Here is a 16,435-nt window from a genome sequence, read left to right as displayed (position 1 = left end):
TTTAGCCATTGAAGGCGCGCCAGAAGGCATTCGTATTAACAATATTCAGCCCGGTTATATACACACGCCTATGTTTGACCGCTTTTTCCCTGGTCCGGATGCAGCAGCAATGATGGCGCCGTTTAAAAAGCATGCGCCCATAGGCCGCTTTGCTGCACCGGAAGAGGTTGCGGAACTGGTGCTATGGCTTGGCAGTCCCGCTGCCTCCTTTGTTACCGGCGAAAGCATACTGGTAGACGGCGGGCTGGCTATTGGCGGGCAACGGGGAATGTAGAATGTAAAACGCAAAATGTAAAATGTAAAAGTAGGGCAGTGTAGTAAATATATTACACCTGGTGTAATTCAGTCGCTGCATTACTTTTACGTTTAATACTTAATATACATTCTCAATCTACCCGCTGCATTAACTTTTACATTTTACATTTAGTATTTAATATTTAATATTCTCTTACTTGGCCAGCGGGCTGCCGAATACCGTTTTCAGCAGATCGGTAACCCGGGCGGCGGGGTCTTTACGGATCTTCTGCTCTTCCAGCGATACTTCATGAAAGATACCGTCAATAGCGCGCTGCGTTACATAAGCGCTAAGATCGGTGTTCACCGGCGTTTTGGAGAAACGGTTGTACACGGTAAATACATCAGTCCAGTACTTGGTGGCATCCACCTTTTGCAGCGAGCTGGTGATCACCGGTTTAAAGGCGGTGGTTAAAGCAGCCGTGGTTTTTTGCTTAAAGTAATTGGTAGCTGCAAAGTCACCGCCCCGTAAAATGCCAATGGCGTCGGTAATGCTCATTTGTTTAATGGCATTAATAAAAATGGGCGCGGCGGATTTGGCGGCTTCTTCTGCGCCCCGGTTCATAGACAGGATGGCTTTGTCTACCACGCTGCCCAGTCCTACATTCCGCAGGGTGCTTTCCACCTTCTGTGCTTCGGGAGGCATCAGTATTTTCAGGGCTGCATTGGCAAAAAAGCCGTTTACCGCCGAAAGGCGGCTGGTGCTGTTCTGCGTGCCAATGGTGAGCGCCTCCTTGAGGCCCGCTGCAATTTGTGAGGTGCTGACTGTACCGGATGATGCCGCCGGCAGGTTTTGCATGATTTGCTGTGCGGTATCACAGCCGGTAGAACAGGACAATAACAGTGCGCAACAGATTAGCAGGTGTTTCTTCATAGTAAGCTATATATAGCAACAAATATATACCGCCCCATACCGATATCAAAATAGTTAATCCTGCCCCCTTAACTTTTACCAGCACAATTATGGCAGAATATTATTTTTGTCACCGGGTTATTTAATAAGCATCGGATATCAGCCGCCTCACCTTTATTTATTCATATGCAGGAAAAACAGCTCAGCGACGGAGAATTGTTAAACGCCATCCGGGAGGATGACGCCGCTGCATTTGAGATGCTGTACGACCGCTACTGGAAGGCGCTTTACCAGAAAGCCTGCCAGCGCGTGAACCAGGATGAGGCCAAAGACATGGTGCAGGAAGTAATGATTACCCTGTGGAAGCGTCGCAGCCATGTAACCGTAAAAGGTGGTGAAATAGGGGCCTACCTGTTCACCGCCATTAAATACAGGGTCATTAGCCATTACGCCTTCAGCGAAGCAGAAATTAAGCAAACCGCCTTTTTTGATATACTGGACCAGGTACAGGAAGCGCATCCCAACAGCCTGGAAACCAAGGAGCTGAAGCAGCTGATAGATAATGCCGTGAGCCAGCTGCCCGCGCGTATGCAGCAGATCTTCCGGATGAGCCGTGAGGATGATTACTCTATTGCGGAAATAGCCCGCCAGCTGAACCTCTCAGAGCAAACCGTTAAAAACCAGCTTACAGAAGCGCTGAAAAGGCTGCGTATTGCCTTACAGTCGCATGTGCCGGGCGGCTGGGCACTGTTACTGTGCTACCTTTTCTGTTACTATAATAAATAGCCGCCGGTTCACCAGTGCAGCCTTCTCCGTTGTTCCTCAATTATTTATGTTCTTTTACGCCAACCAGCTGCCGCCATTCTATGCTGTGAAAAAGCATGGAACAGCCGGTCATTGCTTTTCCCTCATCAAAAAAAAATTAAAAAAAGTTGGGTGCCGCCTGGTACCAAACCATCGATTTTGATATAAGCAAATAAAAAGCACCCTTTTGGAAACTGGAAAGATCAAACAGCTATTGCAACGTTACCTGTTAGCACGGGCTAAAGAGCATGAAACCACCGTTGTAGACAACTGGTATGCATCCTTTGACCAGGAAGCGGTTCCGGAGCTTTCTGCCCTGGAAGAGCAGCAGCTGCGTATGGACATCTGGCAAAAAATACAGCCGCAAATTGTAGTTACTAAAACGTTTTATCTGCAACCCTGGTTCAGGATTGCCGCCATGATAGTGGTGCTGCTGGGCGCCGGCCTGGCTTTTTACCTTTTACAGCACAACACGCCCCATAGAGAATATACCGAGATCCGCACGGGCAACCGGGAACGGAAAACCCTGCATATGGCAGACGGTACTGCCCTTACGCTTAACGCCGGTTCCACGCTGCTGATAGCCAAAGACCTTTCCAAAGAAAGAAGGGTGCAGCTGGTAGACGGGGAAGTGTTTTTCCAGGTAGGCACCGATACCCGCCGCCCTTTTATCGTGGAAAGCGGCCCGCTGGTAACCACTGTGCTGGGCACCTCCTTTAATATAGCCGCCTATAAAGCCCTGCATCAGCTAAGCGTGGCCGTGGTAAGCGGCAAAGTAAGCGTAGCGGCAGGCAAAGCCGGCCGGCGCCTGCTGCAGCATGGCCAGGCCATTGTATACAACCGGCAAACCGGCGCCGCCACCGTGCAGCCGCTGGACACTGCGCTGCTCCAATGGCAGCAGGGCCGCCTGGTGCTGAACGATGTATCATTTGAGGAAATGAGTGTGCTGGTAGAGAAAAATTTTGGCGTAAAGCTCACCACCAATATTCCACAGGTGAAACAAAGCCGCTATACCACAGCGCTGAATACCAATATGGAACCCGCACAGGCGGTAGAGGTGCTGGCCGCTATTCACCAGCTGCATATCAAACACGTAAACAACCAAATCATTTTGTATTAAAATATAGCCATGCTGCCCGGTACCAGCAGCATGCGCTCCCGGAACGAAAAGAATAAACTGTAATCCGTTGCCACATTAAGCACATTTATTAATGCCAAACTACGTATGAAAAAATTGAACACTAAGCTGCGAAAAGGTACATTGGCTTTTGTACTGCTGCTTACACATGCCCTTACCGTAATTCCCGCCTATGCAGGCCGTGGGCAGGTGCTTACAGAAACAGAGGTCACTGCCACCATTAAAAGCGGCTCCCTGGAGTCGGCTATTAAACAATTACAACAGCTCACCAAGGTCACTTTTGCCTATGACAGGCAGCTGCTGCTTGCTTATCCCGTAGAAAGCTGTCATTTTTCCCGCGAGCGGCTGGACCGGGTTTTACAAACGTTGCTGAAAAACAAATCACTGGGTTTCAAAGAGGTTAACAATATTGTGGTGATCGCAAAGGAAGCATCCCTGGCCGCCGCACAGCGGTCGGCCGGCCGTGCAGACATTGTGGTGTCGGGCGCCGTAACAGATGAAAAAGGGCAGCCCATGCCCGGTGTAAGCGTAGCCGTTAGAGGCGTGAGCACCATGACCTCTACCGACGACAAGGGCCGCTTCAAGCTCATTGTGCAGTCGCCGGATGCGGTGCTGGCCTTCAGCTTCATTGGCTATGAAACTGCCACCGTTACCGTTGGCAGCCAAACCACCATTAACGTGCAAATGAAAGTAGCCAGCAGGGCGCTGAATGAAGTAGCGGTTGTTGGCTTTGGCACACAGCGTAAAGTAAGCCTGGTAGGCGCGCAAAGCACCATTAAGCCGGCAGAGTTCAAGCAGCCTGCAGCCGACATTACTACCATGCTGGCCGGACGTATAGCCGGTGTAGTAGGCGTGCAGCGCAGCGGCGAGCCGGGTAAAAGCGCCGCCGATATCTGGATACGCGGTATCTCTACCTTTGGCGCCGGTAATAAAGCTACGCCGCTGATACTGGTGGATGGGGTAGAACGTTCCATTAACAACATTTCCCCGGAGGATATTGAATCCTTTACCATCCTGAAAGACGCCGCCGGTACTGCGGTATACGGCGTACGCGGCGCAAACGGCGTAATACTGCTGAAAACAAAAACCGGTAAAGTAGGCAAGCCGCAGATATACTTTGATTACAGCGAAGGCGTGAACACCTTTACAAAGCGCCCCGAAATGCTGGACGGCATTACCTATATGAACCTGGCTAATGAAGCGCTCACCACCCGTAACCAAAATCCCCGCTATACGCAGGAGGTGATAGAGAAAACCAAGTCGGGCGAAGATCCTTTGCTGTACCCGAATGTAGACTGGATGGATGCAGTGTTCAACAAAATAGGACATACCCGCATGGCCAACCTGAATGCCAGCGGCGGTGTTGAAAATGCAAAGTACTACGTATCGCTGGGCTATTTCAACGAAAGCGGTTTCCTGAAAACAGACGACCTGGCCCGCTACAATTCGTCTTTAAAATATAACCGTTATAACTTTACCAGTAACCTGAACCTGCGCGTAACTAAAACCACCCGGCTGGATGTAGGTTTGCAGGGCTACTTTTCAAACGGTAACTATCCCGCCATTACCACGCACGATATTTTCCAGAGCGCCATGGATGCCTCACCGGTGGCTTATCCCATCATGTACCCCGGCGGCCTGGTGCCCGGCCAGTCATCCAACGGCGGTTTCCGCAATCCCTATGCAGACCTTACGCGCCGCGGCTACCGCAATGAGTTTAAGAACCAGCTGTATTCCAACCTGCGCGCAACGCAGGCGCTGGATTTCATAACACAGGGCCTGAGCGCAACCGCCATGTTTGCCTTTGATACCTATAACCAAAACTTCATTATCCGCTCTAAAAGAGAAGATACCTACTTCCCCGACCAGGCCAATCCCTATAACCCGGATGGTTCGCTGAACCTGGTAAAAACTTTTACCGGTGATGAATACCTGGGCTTTGACCGGGATGATAATGACCGTCAGACTACCCGCCAGTTCTATACAGAAGCTGCGGTTAATTATGACCGTGCTTTTGGCAAGCATCGTGTAACCGGTTTGGGCCTGTTTTATTCCAGCGACCGTACCAATACGCTGGCCAATGATTTCATCAGCTCCATACCGGAAAGGTATTTAGGATATGCAGGTAAAGCCGCTTACTCTTATGACGACCGTTACTTTGCAGAGTTCAACTTTGGCTATAACGGCTCAGAGCTGTTTGCGCCCGGTAACCGCTTTGGCTTTTTCCCTGCCATGGGTATAGGCTGGGTAGTATCTAACGAAAAATTTTTTGAACCGGTAAAGAACGCCATTACCTTCCTGAAGTTCCGCTATTCCAATGGTAACACCGGCTTAGGCAGCACCAATGAGCGTTTCCTGTACATTACCAAGCTGAATAACAATGTAAGCGGCTACCTGTTTGGCTTAAACCCAACCGGTCCGCGTGGCGATAACAGGAGCAACGGTATTAACATCAACCGTTATGCAACAGACGTAAGATGGTCCGTTTCCAACAAACAGGACCTGGGCTTGGAGCTGCATACGCTGAAAGATCGTTTAACCCTGATTGTAGACCTGTTTAAAGAGCACCGCAAGGGCATATTCCTGCAACGCGCTTCCAACGTGGCCTTCATGGGTTTGGAAAACCAGCAGTACGGCAACCTGGGCGTAGTGGATAACAAAGGTATTGACGCCAGCCTGGAATATTCCGCCAGGATAGGGCAGGTGGATGTTGCAGTAAGAGGCAACCTTACCTACAACAAGGATAAGGTAATTGAAGATGACCGCCCGCCGCAGGATTACCCCTGGATGGAGCACCGCGGCAACAACATACTGGCCCGTTACGGCTACGTGGCAGAAGGCCTGTTCGCCAGCGATGATGAGATCAGCAAAAGCCCCATACCCGGCGACCGCTCAAAAGTAAAACCCGGCGACATCAAGTATAAAGATCTGAACGGCGATGGGCTTATCAATAACTACGATGTAACCAGGATAGGCCGCGGCGATGTGCCTGCGCTGGTATATGGTTTTGGCTTTAACATAGCCTACAAGGGCTTTAGCATTGGCGTGCTGTTCCAGGGCGTGTCTGATGCAGACCGCCTGCTTTCAGGCTCCGCTATTATACCCTTCAACAATGGTGGCGGTGAAACCAATGCTTATGCCATAGCCACCGACCGCTGGACGGTGGATAATCCTAATCCCGATGCATTTTATCCGCGTTTGGCATATGGAGAAGCAGAGAATAAGAACAATACACAAACCAGCTCCTGGTGGGTGAAAGATGTAAGCTTTATGCGCCTGAAATCCGCACAAATAGCCTATAACCTGCCGGATGGTGTGCTCCGGCGTATCGGCATCCGCAACTCCTCCGTATACCTGCAGGGCATTAACCTGCTTACCTTCAGCAAATTCAAGCTGTGGGACCCTGAGCTGAATACGGATAACGGTTCTGCCTACCCGAACATACGCACCATTTCACTGGGCATGAACTTAAGATTTTAAACACGTAATGAAGAAACGGATATGAAAAAGATATTGTTATTTATACTGGTGCTGGGAATATTTTCTTCCTGTAAAAAGTACCTGGACCAGGTGCCGGACGACCGGCTGACCATTGATGAAACGTTCCGAACCTGGAATACCGCTTCCCAGTTCCTGGCCAACGTGTATTCGCGCATACCGGATGAATTTGGACAGCGCAACCCCGGCGATGTGGAGAACCGCGGCCTGTGGACCGGCGGCAGCGATGAAGCGGATTTTGTATGGGGCTTTGTACAATCCAATGATGTAAATATTGGTAACTGGGATGCCAACTCCGGTTTTGTAAGAGATTACTGGACCAATTTTTACAAAGGCATCCGCGCTGCCAGCGTATTCATTCAGAATGCCGATAAGATCACCGACCGCTCGCAGCAGCAGAAAGAGCAATATAAGGCAGAGGCCCGTGCGCTGCGCGCCATGTATTACTTTTACCTGATGCGTATATACGGCCCCGTAGTAATACTGGGAGAAACGCCTGCGCCGGTAGATACCAACCTGCAGATACCGCGTAACTCTTTTGACGAATGCGTGGCGTATGTGGCAGACGAGCTGGAAAAAGCCGCTGCGGTGCTGCCTGCAAAACCCGCTACGCAGCAAGACTATGGCCGCATTACAAAAGGCGTGGCGCTGGCGTTCCGCGCCAATGCCCTGATGTATGCCGCCAGCCCGCTGTATAACGGTAATACGGAACTGGCAGCGCTGCGCAACCACGATGGCAGGCAATTGATCAGCCAAAGCTTTGACGCCAATAAATGGAAAGTAGCGGCAGATGCCTACAAAGCCTTTATAAACCAGTTTGTGCCCGGCACCTATAACCTGTTCAAAAAGAATAATGAAAATGGCGAATTTGATCCCTATCTTTCCTGCAGGGATGTGATATTGACAGACTGGAACGAGGAGGTGATTTTTGCCCGCACCCGCGGCTCCCTGGATGCGCGCCAGTATGAGCTTACGCCTTACCACAGCGGCGCTCCTTCCGGTGAATTAAAAGGCAGCGGCGGCCTGGCAGCTACCCAGAATATGGTGGATGCGTTTTTTACCCAAAACGGCAGAAGCATCACAGATCCCCTGTCAGGATATGTATCATCCGGCTATTCCGATTTCCAGGCGCCGGGTACTACGCATCCTTCCAATATCTATAACCAGTGGGTGAACAGGGAGCCCCGTTTTTATGTGAACATTACGTATGACGGCAGCACATGGCTCAACAGGGATTTTGGCGAAATTGTTACGCACACGTATTACACGGGTAACTCCGGCCGGAAAGCAGGCGGCGGCGATTATTCCACCACCGGCTATATTGTGCGCAAGGCCATGGGCCTGGGCCGCTGGAATGTGAACGACCGTACCTGCATACTCATTCGCCTGGCTGAAATATACCTGAGCTACGCAGAATGCCTGAACGAAGCATCGCCTAACGATCCGGACATTCTGAAATACCTTAACCTGATCCGCGAAAGGGCTGGTATTCCGCTTTACGGTTCGCCGGAATTGCCGGCCCCCGCAGGTCAGGATGCCATGCGCGACGCCATCCGCAAAGAGCGCCGCGTAGAGCTGGCCTTTGAGAACAACCGCTTCTTTGACGTGCGCCGCTGGAAAATAGCAGAACAAACGGAGAACGGCCCCATGTATGGCCTGGATATTAATGCCGACCTGCCGGACTTCCTGAAAGTAGTGGCTTTTGAAACCCGTGTATTTAACAAACGGCATTACCTGTTTCCACTACCCTCTGATGATATTAATAACGATAAGGAGCTGGTGCAGAACCCGGGGTGGTAATAAAGTAAAAAGGCAAAAAGTAAAAGTTAAAAAGTAAAAAATGTAAAAGTGTAGAATACCATCAGCAAAACACAAGCAATTTTTGCTTTTTACTTTTTTACTTTTACTTTTTGCTTTAAGCCTGTTAAAAATTAGTCAATGTCTAAAGTCATGCTCATACTTGCTGCAGGCCTGGTGTTTAACACGGCCTGCAGCAAAAGTAACAACAGGGCGGTAACGCCGGTTGACACGGTGCCGCTGCCGGCAGTATCTTTTACTGATAAAGACGCCACAGCTGCCTTTAATAATTTCAATACCTATTTTTATAACCCAACGGAACAGCTCTATTACGCCACTACGGAAAAAAATTCCACCGGCGCAATATGGACGCAGGCCGTATTCTGGGATATGGCAATGAACGCCTACAAGCGTACCAACGACCCGGCCCTGCTGCAAAAGATAAAAGACATTTACCAGGGCGGTTATAAAAAGTACGACCGTTATAACTGGAGCAATAAAACCGTATGGTTTATTTATGATGACATGATGTGGTGGATCATTTCCCTGGCGCGCGCCTTTGAGATCACGAAAGACAGCACGTACCTTACCACATCCATTGCCGGTTTCCAGCACGTGTGGGCCGGCTCTTACGATGCTGCCAATGGCGGCATGTGGTGGGACTTTAACCACAGCGGTAAAAATTCCTGCATCAATTTTCCCACGGTTATCGGCGCGTTGCTGTTGTACAAGCTTACCGGCGACAGCGCCTACCTGCAAAAAGCAAAGGATGTGTACAGCTGGGCGCTGGCCAACCTGGTAGATGGCGGCACCGGCCGCGTGGCAGATAACAATATCAACGGCAAAAAAGGCTGGTCCGACTACACCTATAACCAGGGCACCTTTATTGGCGCCGCCACCATGCTGTATAAAGCTACCGGCCAGGCCGCCTACCTGGACCAGGCTAAGCTGGGCGTAGATTATACACAAAAATCCATGTGCGACCAGGATGGTATTTTACCGGCAGAAGGCGATTGGAACGAGCAGGGCGTACTAAAGGCGATCTTTGGCCACTATATGCTAATGCTGGTGCAGGATGCCGGCCAGTCACAGTACCTGCCCTGGATGCGTAGGAACATCAACACCGCATGGGGCAACCGGGATGCTGCCCGTGGCCTTACCTACCGGAATTATAAAGTACCCTGCCCAACAGGCACTATCCAGTCTTATGAAGCCAGCAGCGCAGTAATGCTCATGCAGGTTTGCCCTCCCGGAAAGTAGTGAACCTGGGCTGATTAAAAAGAATGTAAAATGGCCCGGAGGTATTTATGATTTTACATTCTTTTTGGTCAGCCCCTTTCACTATTTGATTGCAGCAGGTACACGCTTAAAGGCCCCAGTACGCGGCTTTGCCCGGCACGCAGGGTGGCCTGCGCCTGCACAGGGCCGTTGCTATCCAGCAGGGCATGCCAGTGTGCGGCGTATTCCGGCAGGGTATAGCTAACCGTATCTGTGCTGAAGTTAAAATAGCAAAGCAGGTGATCTTTACTGGCATCGTCATAGCGGTGCAGCAGCAGCGTAAGCGGGCCAATGGTAGTTACCTGCAGGTTGTTCTTATCAAAGTTTTGCAGCAGCGGGTGTTCCCTGCGCAGCGCAATCAGCTCCTTATACCACAGCAGTATGTCCCGGTGCATGGGCTGCTCCCGTTCCTGCCATTGCAGCACGCATTGCCTGAACACGTTTTCGCTCATAGCATCCGGCGGCGGCGCATCCCATTCAAAAGAAGAGAAATCTTTTTCCCTGCCTTCGCGCAACGCCTTTATAATATCTTCATCCTGGAAGTCGGCAAAAAAATAAAAGGGCGTTGCAGCAGCATATTCCTCACCCATAAACAGCAGCGGAATGTAGGACGATAGCAGCACTGCGGCAGCTGCCAGCTTTAAGCGCGGCGTATTTACAAGCGCAGCCAGGCGTTCGCCCTGGGGGCGGTTGCCTACCAGGTCGTGGTTTTGGCTGAATACTATAAAATGCTCTCCGCCTATGCCGGCAGAAGAAGCGCCGTGCCTGCGCTTGCGCGCCTCCACGTAATCGCCGCTATGTACAAAACCTTCCTTGAAAGCTTTGCACAGCTGTTCGGCCTTCCCAAAATCTGTATAATGTTTTTTGCCTTTCTCGTCCAGCAATACATACAGGGCATGGTGAAAATCGTCCAGCCATTGTGCATCAAAGCCCCAGCCGCCGGCGTCGGGCTGCTTAACTACATGCGGGCTGTTCAGGTCACTTTCCGCCACCAGGTATAAACGGCGTCCCAGCTGCTCTTCGAGCTGCTGCCGTGTGCTGTGCATCAGCTGCCAGAAGTGTGTTGCGCTGCGGTCATATACTTCATGTATGGCGTCCTGCCGGAGGCCGTCTACATGGTAATGTGTGAACCAGTACACCATATTGTTCAGGAAATAATGGCGTACGCCATCGCTGTACGGCCCGTCAAAATTCACGGCCGATCCCCAGGGTGTTTTATACTTGTCTGAAAAGTAGGGTGCAAACTGTGCCAGGTAATTGCCTTCCGGCCCAAGGTGGTTGCAGATCACATCCAGGAACACGGCAATCCCTTTTTGATGGCAGGCGTCAATAAGGCGTTTGAGGCCCTGCGGACCGCCGTAGCTATGTTGTACCGCGTACGGGTATACGGTGTCGTAACCCCAGTTGCGGGTGCCGGGGAACTGTGTTACCGGCATTAGCTCAATGGCATTAATGCCTGTGGCCGCAAGGTCATCCAAGCGGGGTATAATGGCTTCAAAAGTGCCTTCGGGAGTAAAGGTGCCCACATGCAGCTCATAAAATACCAGGCTTTTCATGGGCAGTCCTTTCCATTCATGGTCGTTCCAGCTATAGGTGTTGTGGTCAACAGTGGCTGAAGGGCCGTGCACCCCTTCGGGCTGGTAATGCGATGCGGGGTCTGGATAATCTTTATCGCCTCCGGGCCGGTAAAAGTAACGGCATCCGGCGGCAAGGCCCGGCAGCGTAAGGGTAAAATAACCATCATCCCCCTGTTGCATTGGCATTATTTTATCTTCAGGCGTTAGCAGGTGAAGATCCATTTTTTTATGTAGCGGCGCCCATACAGTAAACGTAGAATGATCTGCGGCGGCATATACACCAGGTTTTTCCATCAATGAATAATTTTTAGATCAGCTATGGGGGGCTTTCTGCAGGCGGATAATATAACCTTCATCACCACCCAGGCTTATGCAGGAGCCGATAGCGCTGTTTTCCATCCCGTGATCAGTTGCCAGCAGAATAGTGCCGCTGCAATCAACATTGGCGGGCGAGAAATAGCAGGGGCGGTGGGTCAGGTTCAGCACAACCAGTAACGGCGGCTGCCCCTCTACAGAACGGGTGTAGGCAATCATTTGCTCATTGGAAAACACGGGTTTATAATCGCCTGCCACCAAAGCCGGTTCCGATTGCCGTAATTGTATCAGCCGCCTGTAAAAGTTCAGCATGGAGTAAGCATCATCCTGCTCCAGCGCCACATTGGTGCGTGTATAGTCCCGTGCCAGGCGCAGCCAGGGTTTTACCGTAGAAAAGCCGCCATGGGCGCTATTGTCCCATTGCATGGGCGTGCGCGCAGGATCGCGGCTCAGGTTTTTCTCCGGCATGTTCAATCCCTGTGGGTCCTGTACTTCGCCCTCCGGGATTGGTACGTCCCGCATGCCAATTTCTTCGCCATAGTAGATAGTAGGCGTGCCGCGTAGTGTAAGCAGCAGCATGGCGGCGATCTTTGCCTGGTCCAGCCCTATTTTACTGGTTATACGGGGCTGGTCATGATTGCCCAGCACCCAGTTGGGCCAGGCGTGCTGGGGCAGCGCGCCTTCGTATTCATCAATAGCCGCAGCAATTTCCACGGCATCCCACGGTAAAGTAAGCAGCAGAAAGTTAAAAGGCAGGTTGGCGCCGTTATTCTCCGGTCCGTAATAAGCTACCAGCTTATGGATGGGCAGGTATATCTCGCCGATCATCATGCGGTCGTCATAACTATCCAGCAGCTGCCGCATTTTTGCAATAATATCATGCACTTCCGGCTGGTCTGTGGAATACACCGGCAGCAGCTGGTTATAGGTAGGCATGTGCGGCTCGTAGTTAGGATTGGGAGGATTGTCGCGCCACTGCGCATCTTTGATCATATGCCACATTACATCTACCCGGAAACCATCCACGCCTTTATCCAGCCAGAAACGCATTATGTCGAACATGGCCTCCTGCACTTCAGGATTTCGCCAGTTAAGGTCCGGCTGCTCTTTTAAAAATGCGTGGTAATAATACTGGCCGGTGTGCTCGTCCCATTCCCAGGCGCTGCCGCCAAACACGCTGAGCCAGTTATTAGGCAGGGAGCCGTCGGGCTGGGGATCATGCCACAGGTACCAGTTATGGCGTGGACTATCGCGCGATGAGCGGGCCTCTTTAAACCAGGGGTGCTCGCTGGAAGTATGGTTAGGCACCAGGTCAAGGATCAGCTTCATGTTCCTTTTATGTACTTCCTGTAACAAAGCATCAAAGTCATCCATGGTGCCAAACAGCGGGTGTATCTGCTTATAATCAGATATATCGTAACCAAAGTCGGCCATGGGAGAGGGGTAAACAGGAGAGAGCCAAACGGCGGTAATTCCCAGCCACTGTAAATAATTCAGCCTTTGTAATATGCCCTTCAGGTCCCCTACGCCATCTGCATTGCTGTCCTGGAATGACCGTGGGTACACCTGGTAAATAATTCCTTTTTGCCACCAGTAAAGTTGTGCCTGCTCCATTGCGAATATTTTAATGACGTATATGACCTGCAAATAGCGTGCACAATAGCGTGCCGTTAGCTAACTACATACAGGTTATCCGGCATTTGCTGCGGCAGGCAACGGTAATACAGCACCACCATGCCGTTGCTGAAGCTTTTGGCTTTCAGGAACTGCAGCGCTGTTTTATGGTGGTTGTTGCGGAACAGGGGCGTACCCTGTTTTACGGTAACGGGGTGTACCCAAAGGCGGTATTCATCTATCAGCCCAAGCCGTATAAACAATTGCACAATGCTAATGCTGCCCAGCAGCACCATATCGCGGCCCGGCTGCCGTTTCAGTTCCAGCATCTGCTGTTTAATATGGCTGCGGATAATGCGGGTGTGCTGCCAGCTGGCTTTGTGCAGGGTTCTTGAAAAAACAATCTTGGTAAAGCTGTTCATTTGGGTGGCAAAGCAGCTTTGTGCGGGGGTAAGCAGGGGCTGTGCAGCAGCATGGGGCCAGTAGTCGGCCATTACCTGGTAGCTCAGGCGGCCTAGCAGAATAGTATCTGCTGTTTGCAGCTGCGCTGTCATGTATTCGGTCATTTCTTCATTCCAAAACGGGAAATGCCAGTCCAGCGTACCGTTGGCGCCGGCCATAAAGCCGTCCAGCGTTACGTTCATTGATACAATTACCTTTCTCATCGCCCGTTTTTTTCTATGCTCAGTAATAACAGCTCATGCAGCATCCGGATATTTTTAACAGTAAAATTGATCTTCAAAGATACGCCGGCAGCAATGCGGAAAGGGAGGGCGATCCGGACTTCCGGCAGGGTTGGTTTCGACTTTTTTTGTTATTTTACAACACCCGTTAAAGGTCAAGATAATTTAAACCACATGAAACACGTTTCCATCCTTGTGCCGCATGAGGCTGTATTAGGCACCATTGCAGACCCGCGTTACCTGTTCACCACTGTGAACGAATTTTTAACTGCAGCCGGAAAGCCTGCCTTGTTTAATGTGCAATTGATTGGCCTCACCAAAGAAGTGACGCTGAACAACGGATTGTTTACCGTACATGCCGACCAGCTCACTACTGAAGTAACAAAAACAGACCTGATCATTATTCCCGCCCTGGGCAGCAACCTGCCGCATTCGCTGGACATTAACAAGGGCTTTATACCTTGGATCATAGCACAGCATCAAAAGGGCGCGGAAGTAGCCAGCCTTTGCATAGGTGCGTTCCTGCTGGCTTCCACGGGACTGTTGAACGGCAAGGAATGTTCCAGCCACTGGAAAACCGCTGGCGAGTTCCGCGAAATGTTCCCGGAGGTAAAGCTGGTAGACGGGCGCGTGATCACAGAAGAAAAAGGTTTGTACTCCAGCGGCGGCGCCAACTCTTACTGGAACCTGCTGCTGTATATTGTTGAAAAATATACCAGCCGTGAATTCGCCATTATGGCCGCCAAGCTGTTTGCGCTGGAAATTGACCGCAAAAGCCAGTCGCCCTTTATTATGTTCAACGGGCAAAAGAAACATGAAGATGAACCTATAAAACGTGCGCAGGAGTTTATCGAAAACAATCTTACAGAGCATCTTTCTGTAGACGACCTGGCTGTAAAATTCGCCATTGGCCGCCGGCACTTTGACCGCCGTTTTAAAAAGGCCACCAACAATACCCCTGCAGAGTACATACAGCGCGTACGTATTGAAGCTGCCAAAAAACTGCTGGAGATCAGTAAAAAGAATGTGAATGAGGTGATGTATGAAGTAGGGTATAACGATACTAAATCGTTCCGTACGGTGTTTAAGAAAATTACCGGTTTGTCGCCCATTGATTACAGGAATAAGTATAATAATGAGGCAGTGGTAGCGTGATGGAATGTAGGTTTGCATATAGCCCATTTGTCTGCTACTTTTACATTTAGCATTTTACATTTTAGATTTCCCTAAAACCTCACTGAAATTCCCGCATTCACTACATAATCTGCAAATGCCGCATCCCCGTTCACTTTATTGGTAGGCGTGCTTCTTTCCTTATCCGTAACGCTTTGCGTTCTGTTCCGTACAAACGCTACCGGTACCGCTGCAAACAGCCGGGTTTTACCAACCTGGTAAGAAACGGCCGGTTCTACAGACCACACGTAGCCGGGCCGCCTGAAATCGCCGCTGCCGCCAACCAGGTCATGCACCGGAATGCCTTCCAGGCGGGCGCCCACGGAGCCGGTAAACCGCAGTGCAGTGTAGCTGATGCCGCCCCGGAACATGTATTGGTCAGGTACGCTGCTAATGGCTTCATTAGCCAGCGCGGGCGACAAAGTTTCGCGCCAGGTGCGGGTGCCGTTCTGCTCACGTGGATTTACCAGGTAGTAGCCGTTGCCGTACACCGCCAGGCGGGTGGTAAAATTATAGTAGGCATTCAGCTCCATGGTGATACCGGTGCCGCCGTCGCCAAGCTGTATCGACTGGTCAACTTCGCGCAGCTCTTTGGTGCCGTTGGGGCCTACATTGTACCAGTAATCTTTTACATCATAATCGCCGGTGGCAAACTTAATACCCAGGCCCGCCTGTATATTGCCGCGGCTGTGTTTGTGCGGATCCAGCAGCCAGCGGTACACGGCTATACGCATATCGCCAAGTCCAAATGAGTGTGTGCTGTGGCGTTCATTGTATTTGTTAACACCGTTCACCAATCCGTGCTCGTATAGGGAAGAGCGGGCGTTGGCCAGTATAGGCACATCTACCATAATGCTCCAGCGGTCGTCCAGGATGCGGGTAAGGGCAAGGTCAATGGCGGTTTGGTGATTGATCACCTCTGTACCCTGTGCTACGCGTTCCTTCTGTTCCTCCCGTCCTTTAAAGTGTTTGTAGGAACGGAAGTAGCGTACCCCGCTGGTAAACATCCACTTGTCGGGGCTTTCATCGGTGTGCGCCATCATGCAGGTAGCGCCGCTGCCGCGTAAAGCCACGCAGCCCTGTGCCTGTAAAGTGTGTGCAATAAACAGCGTGCCTGCTGTAAAGAAAATGGTTGATAAAAGTTTGTTCATACTAATGTGTGGTTGTTGTTAGAGAAGAGAATACAGATAACGGAAAGTTGCACCGTGTATTAATTATTCATTGTTCATTATTAATGTTCACTTGCTGTAAGGTATAGTTTGCCCAATAGTTCATAACGTGATGCAATGCGCCGGTACAGCCTGTACCGAATGTAAGGAATATTTTAATATTTATATGCTAAACTTTTCTTGCTGAACTACGCGCGGACCATTCCCTATCGTGCACACATGGCCCTTAAAACATTAACACT

General features: G+C 50.7%; 12 protein-coding genes. 7 read left to right on the top strand and 5 right to left on the bottom strand.

Going from position 1 to position 16,435, the window contains the following annotated elements:
• The coding region (locus VFS25_RS08740) for an SDR family NAD(P)-dependent oxidoreductase (protein ID WP_326461750.1) at positions 1–274 on the top strand (274 nt) is incomplete at its 5' end.
• A 174-nt stretch (positions 275–448) separates the two neighbouring features.
• Here the strand turns inward: VFS25_RS08740 and VFS25_RS08735 are convergent.
• The gene (locus VFS25_RS08735; protein ID WP_326461749.1) at positions 449–1,093 is read right to left on the bottom strand and encodes a DUF4197 domain-containing protein; all 645 of its coding nucleotides are present in this window, start codon (positions 1,091–1,093) and stop codon (positions 449–451) included.
• Positions 1,094–1,333: 240 nt separating this feature from the next.
• Here VFS25_RS08735 and VFS25_RS08730 point away from each other — a divergent pair, with 240 nt between their 5' ends.
• The 5 genes from VFS25_RS08730 (at position 1,334) to VFS25_RS08710 (ending at position 9,644) form a co-directional block, all read left to right on the top strand.
• A complete protein-coding gene (locus VFS25_RS08730) occupies positions 1,334–1,933 on the top strand; it encodes an RNA polymerase sigma factor (RefSeq protein WP_326461748.1) in 600 nt (199 codons plus the stop codon).
• A gap of 205 nt (positions 1,934–2,138) precedes the next feature.
• On the top strand, positions 2,139–3,071 hold the full coding sequence (locus VFS25_RS08725) for a FecR family protein (RefSeq protein WP_326461747.1): 933 nt from the start codon (positions 2,139–2,141) through the stop codon (positions 3,069–3,071).
• A gap of 105 nt (positions 3,072–3,176) precedes the next feature.
• Complete coding sequence (locus tag VFS25_RS08720; protein WP_326461746.1) at positions 3,177–6,569, top strand: TonB-dependent receptor; 3,393 nt, start codon at positions 3,177–3,179, stop codon at positions 6,567–6,569.
• 21 nt (positions 6,570–6,590) lie between these two features.
• Positions 6,591–8,387, top strand: a complete 1,797-nt coding sequence (locus VFS25_RS08715; protein WP_326461745.1) for a RagB/SusD family nutrient uptake outer membrane protein — start codon at positions 6,591–6,593, stop codon at positions 8,385–8,387.
• Positions 8,388–8,525: 138 nt separating this feature from the next.
• Positions 8,526–9,644: a glycoside hydrolase family 76 protein gene (locus VFS25_RS08710; protein ID WP_326461744.1), complete on the top strand. Its 1,119-nt coding sequence runs from the start codon at positions 8,526–8,528 to the stop codon at positions 9,642–9,644.
• A gap of 68 nt (positions 9,645–9,712) precedes the next feature.
• On the opposite strand, the gene treZ is transcribed toward VFS25_RS08710, so the two are convergent.
• The 3 genes from treZ to VFS25_RS08695 are packed head-to-tail and all read right to left on the bottom strand — an operon-like array spanning position 9,713 to position 13,833.
• A complete protein-coding gene (gene treZ, locus VFS25_RS08705) occupies positions 9,713–11,533 on the bottom strand; it encodes a malto-oligosyltrehalose trehalohydrolase (protein ID WP_326461743.1) in 1,821 nt (606 codons plus the stop codon).
• A gap of 18 nt (positions 11,534–11,551) precedes the next feature.
• Positions 11,552–13,168 carry an alpha-amylase family glycosyl hydrolase gene (locus VFS25_RS08700; protein WP_326461742.1) on the bottom strand — a complete coding sequence of 539 codons (1,617 nt, stop codon included), beginning with the start codon at positions 13,166–13,168 and terminating at the stop codon, positions 11,552–11,554.
• Between the two features lie 56 nt (positions 13,169–13,224).
• Positions 13,225–13,833: a dihydrofolate reductase family protein gene (locus tag VFS25_RS08695; RefSeq protein WP_326461741.1), complete on the bottom strand. Its 609-nt coding sequence runs from the start codon at positions 13,831–13,833 to the stop codon at positions 13,225–13,227.
• Positions 13,834–14,025: 192 nt separating this feature from the next.
• Between VFS25_RS08695 and VFS25_RS08690 the strand changes: the two genes are divergently transcribed.
• A complete protein-coding gene (locus tag VFS25_RS08690) occupies positions 14,026–15,006 on the top strand; it encodes a GlxA family transcriptional regulator (protein ID WP_326461740.1) in 981 nt (326 codons plus the stop codon).
• 71 nt (positions 15,007–15,077) lie between these two features.
• Here VFS25_RS08690 and VFS25_RS08685 read toward each other — a convergent pair whose 3' ends face one another.
• The gene (locus VFS25_RS08685; protein ID WP_326461739.1) at positions 15,078–16,175 is read right to left on the bottom strand and encodes a hypothetical protein; all 1,098 of its coding nucleotides are present in this window, start codon (positions 16,173–16,175) and stop codon (positions 15,078–15,080) included.
• Positions 16,176–16,435: the final 260 nt, after the last annotated feature.

Origin of the sequence: Chitinophaga sp., assembly GCF_035761305.1 — a bacterium.
GTDB lineage: Bacteria > Bacteroidota > Bacteroidia > Chitinophagales > Chitinophagaceae > Chitinophaga.
The sequence above is the reverse complement of the archived record's forward strand: the minus strand, read 5'-3'. Positions and strand labels throughout refer to the sequence as shown.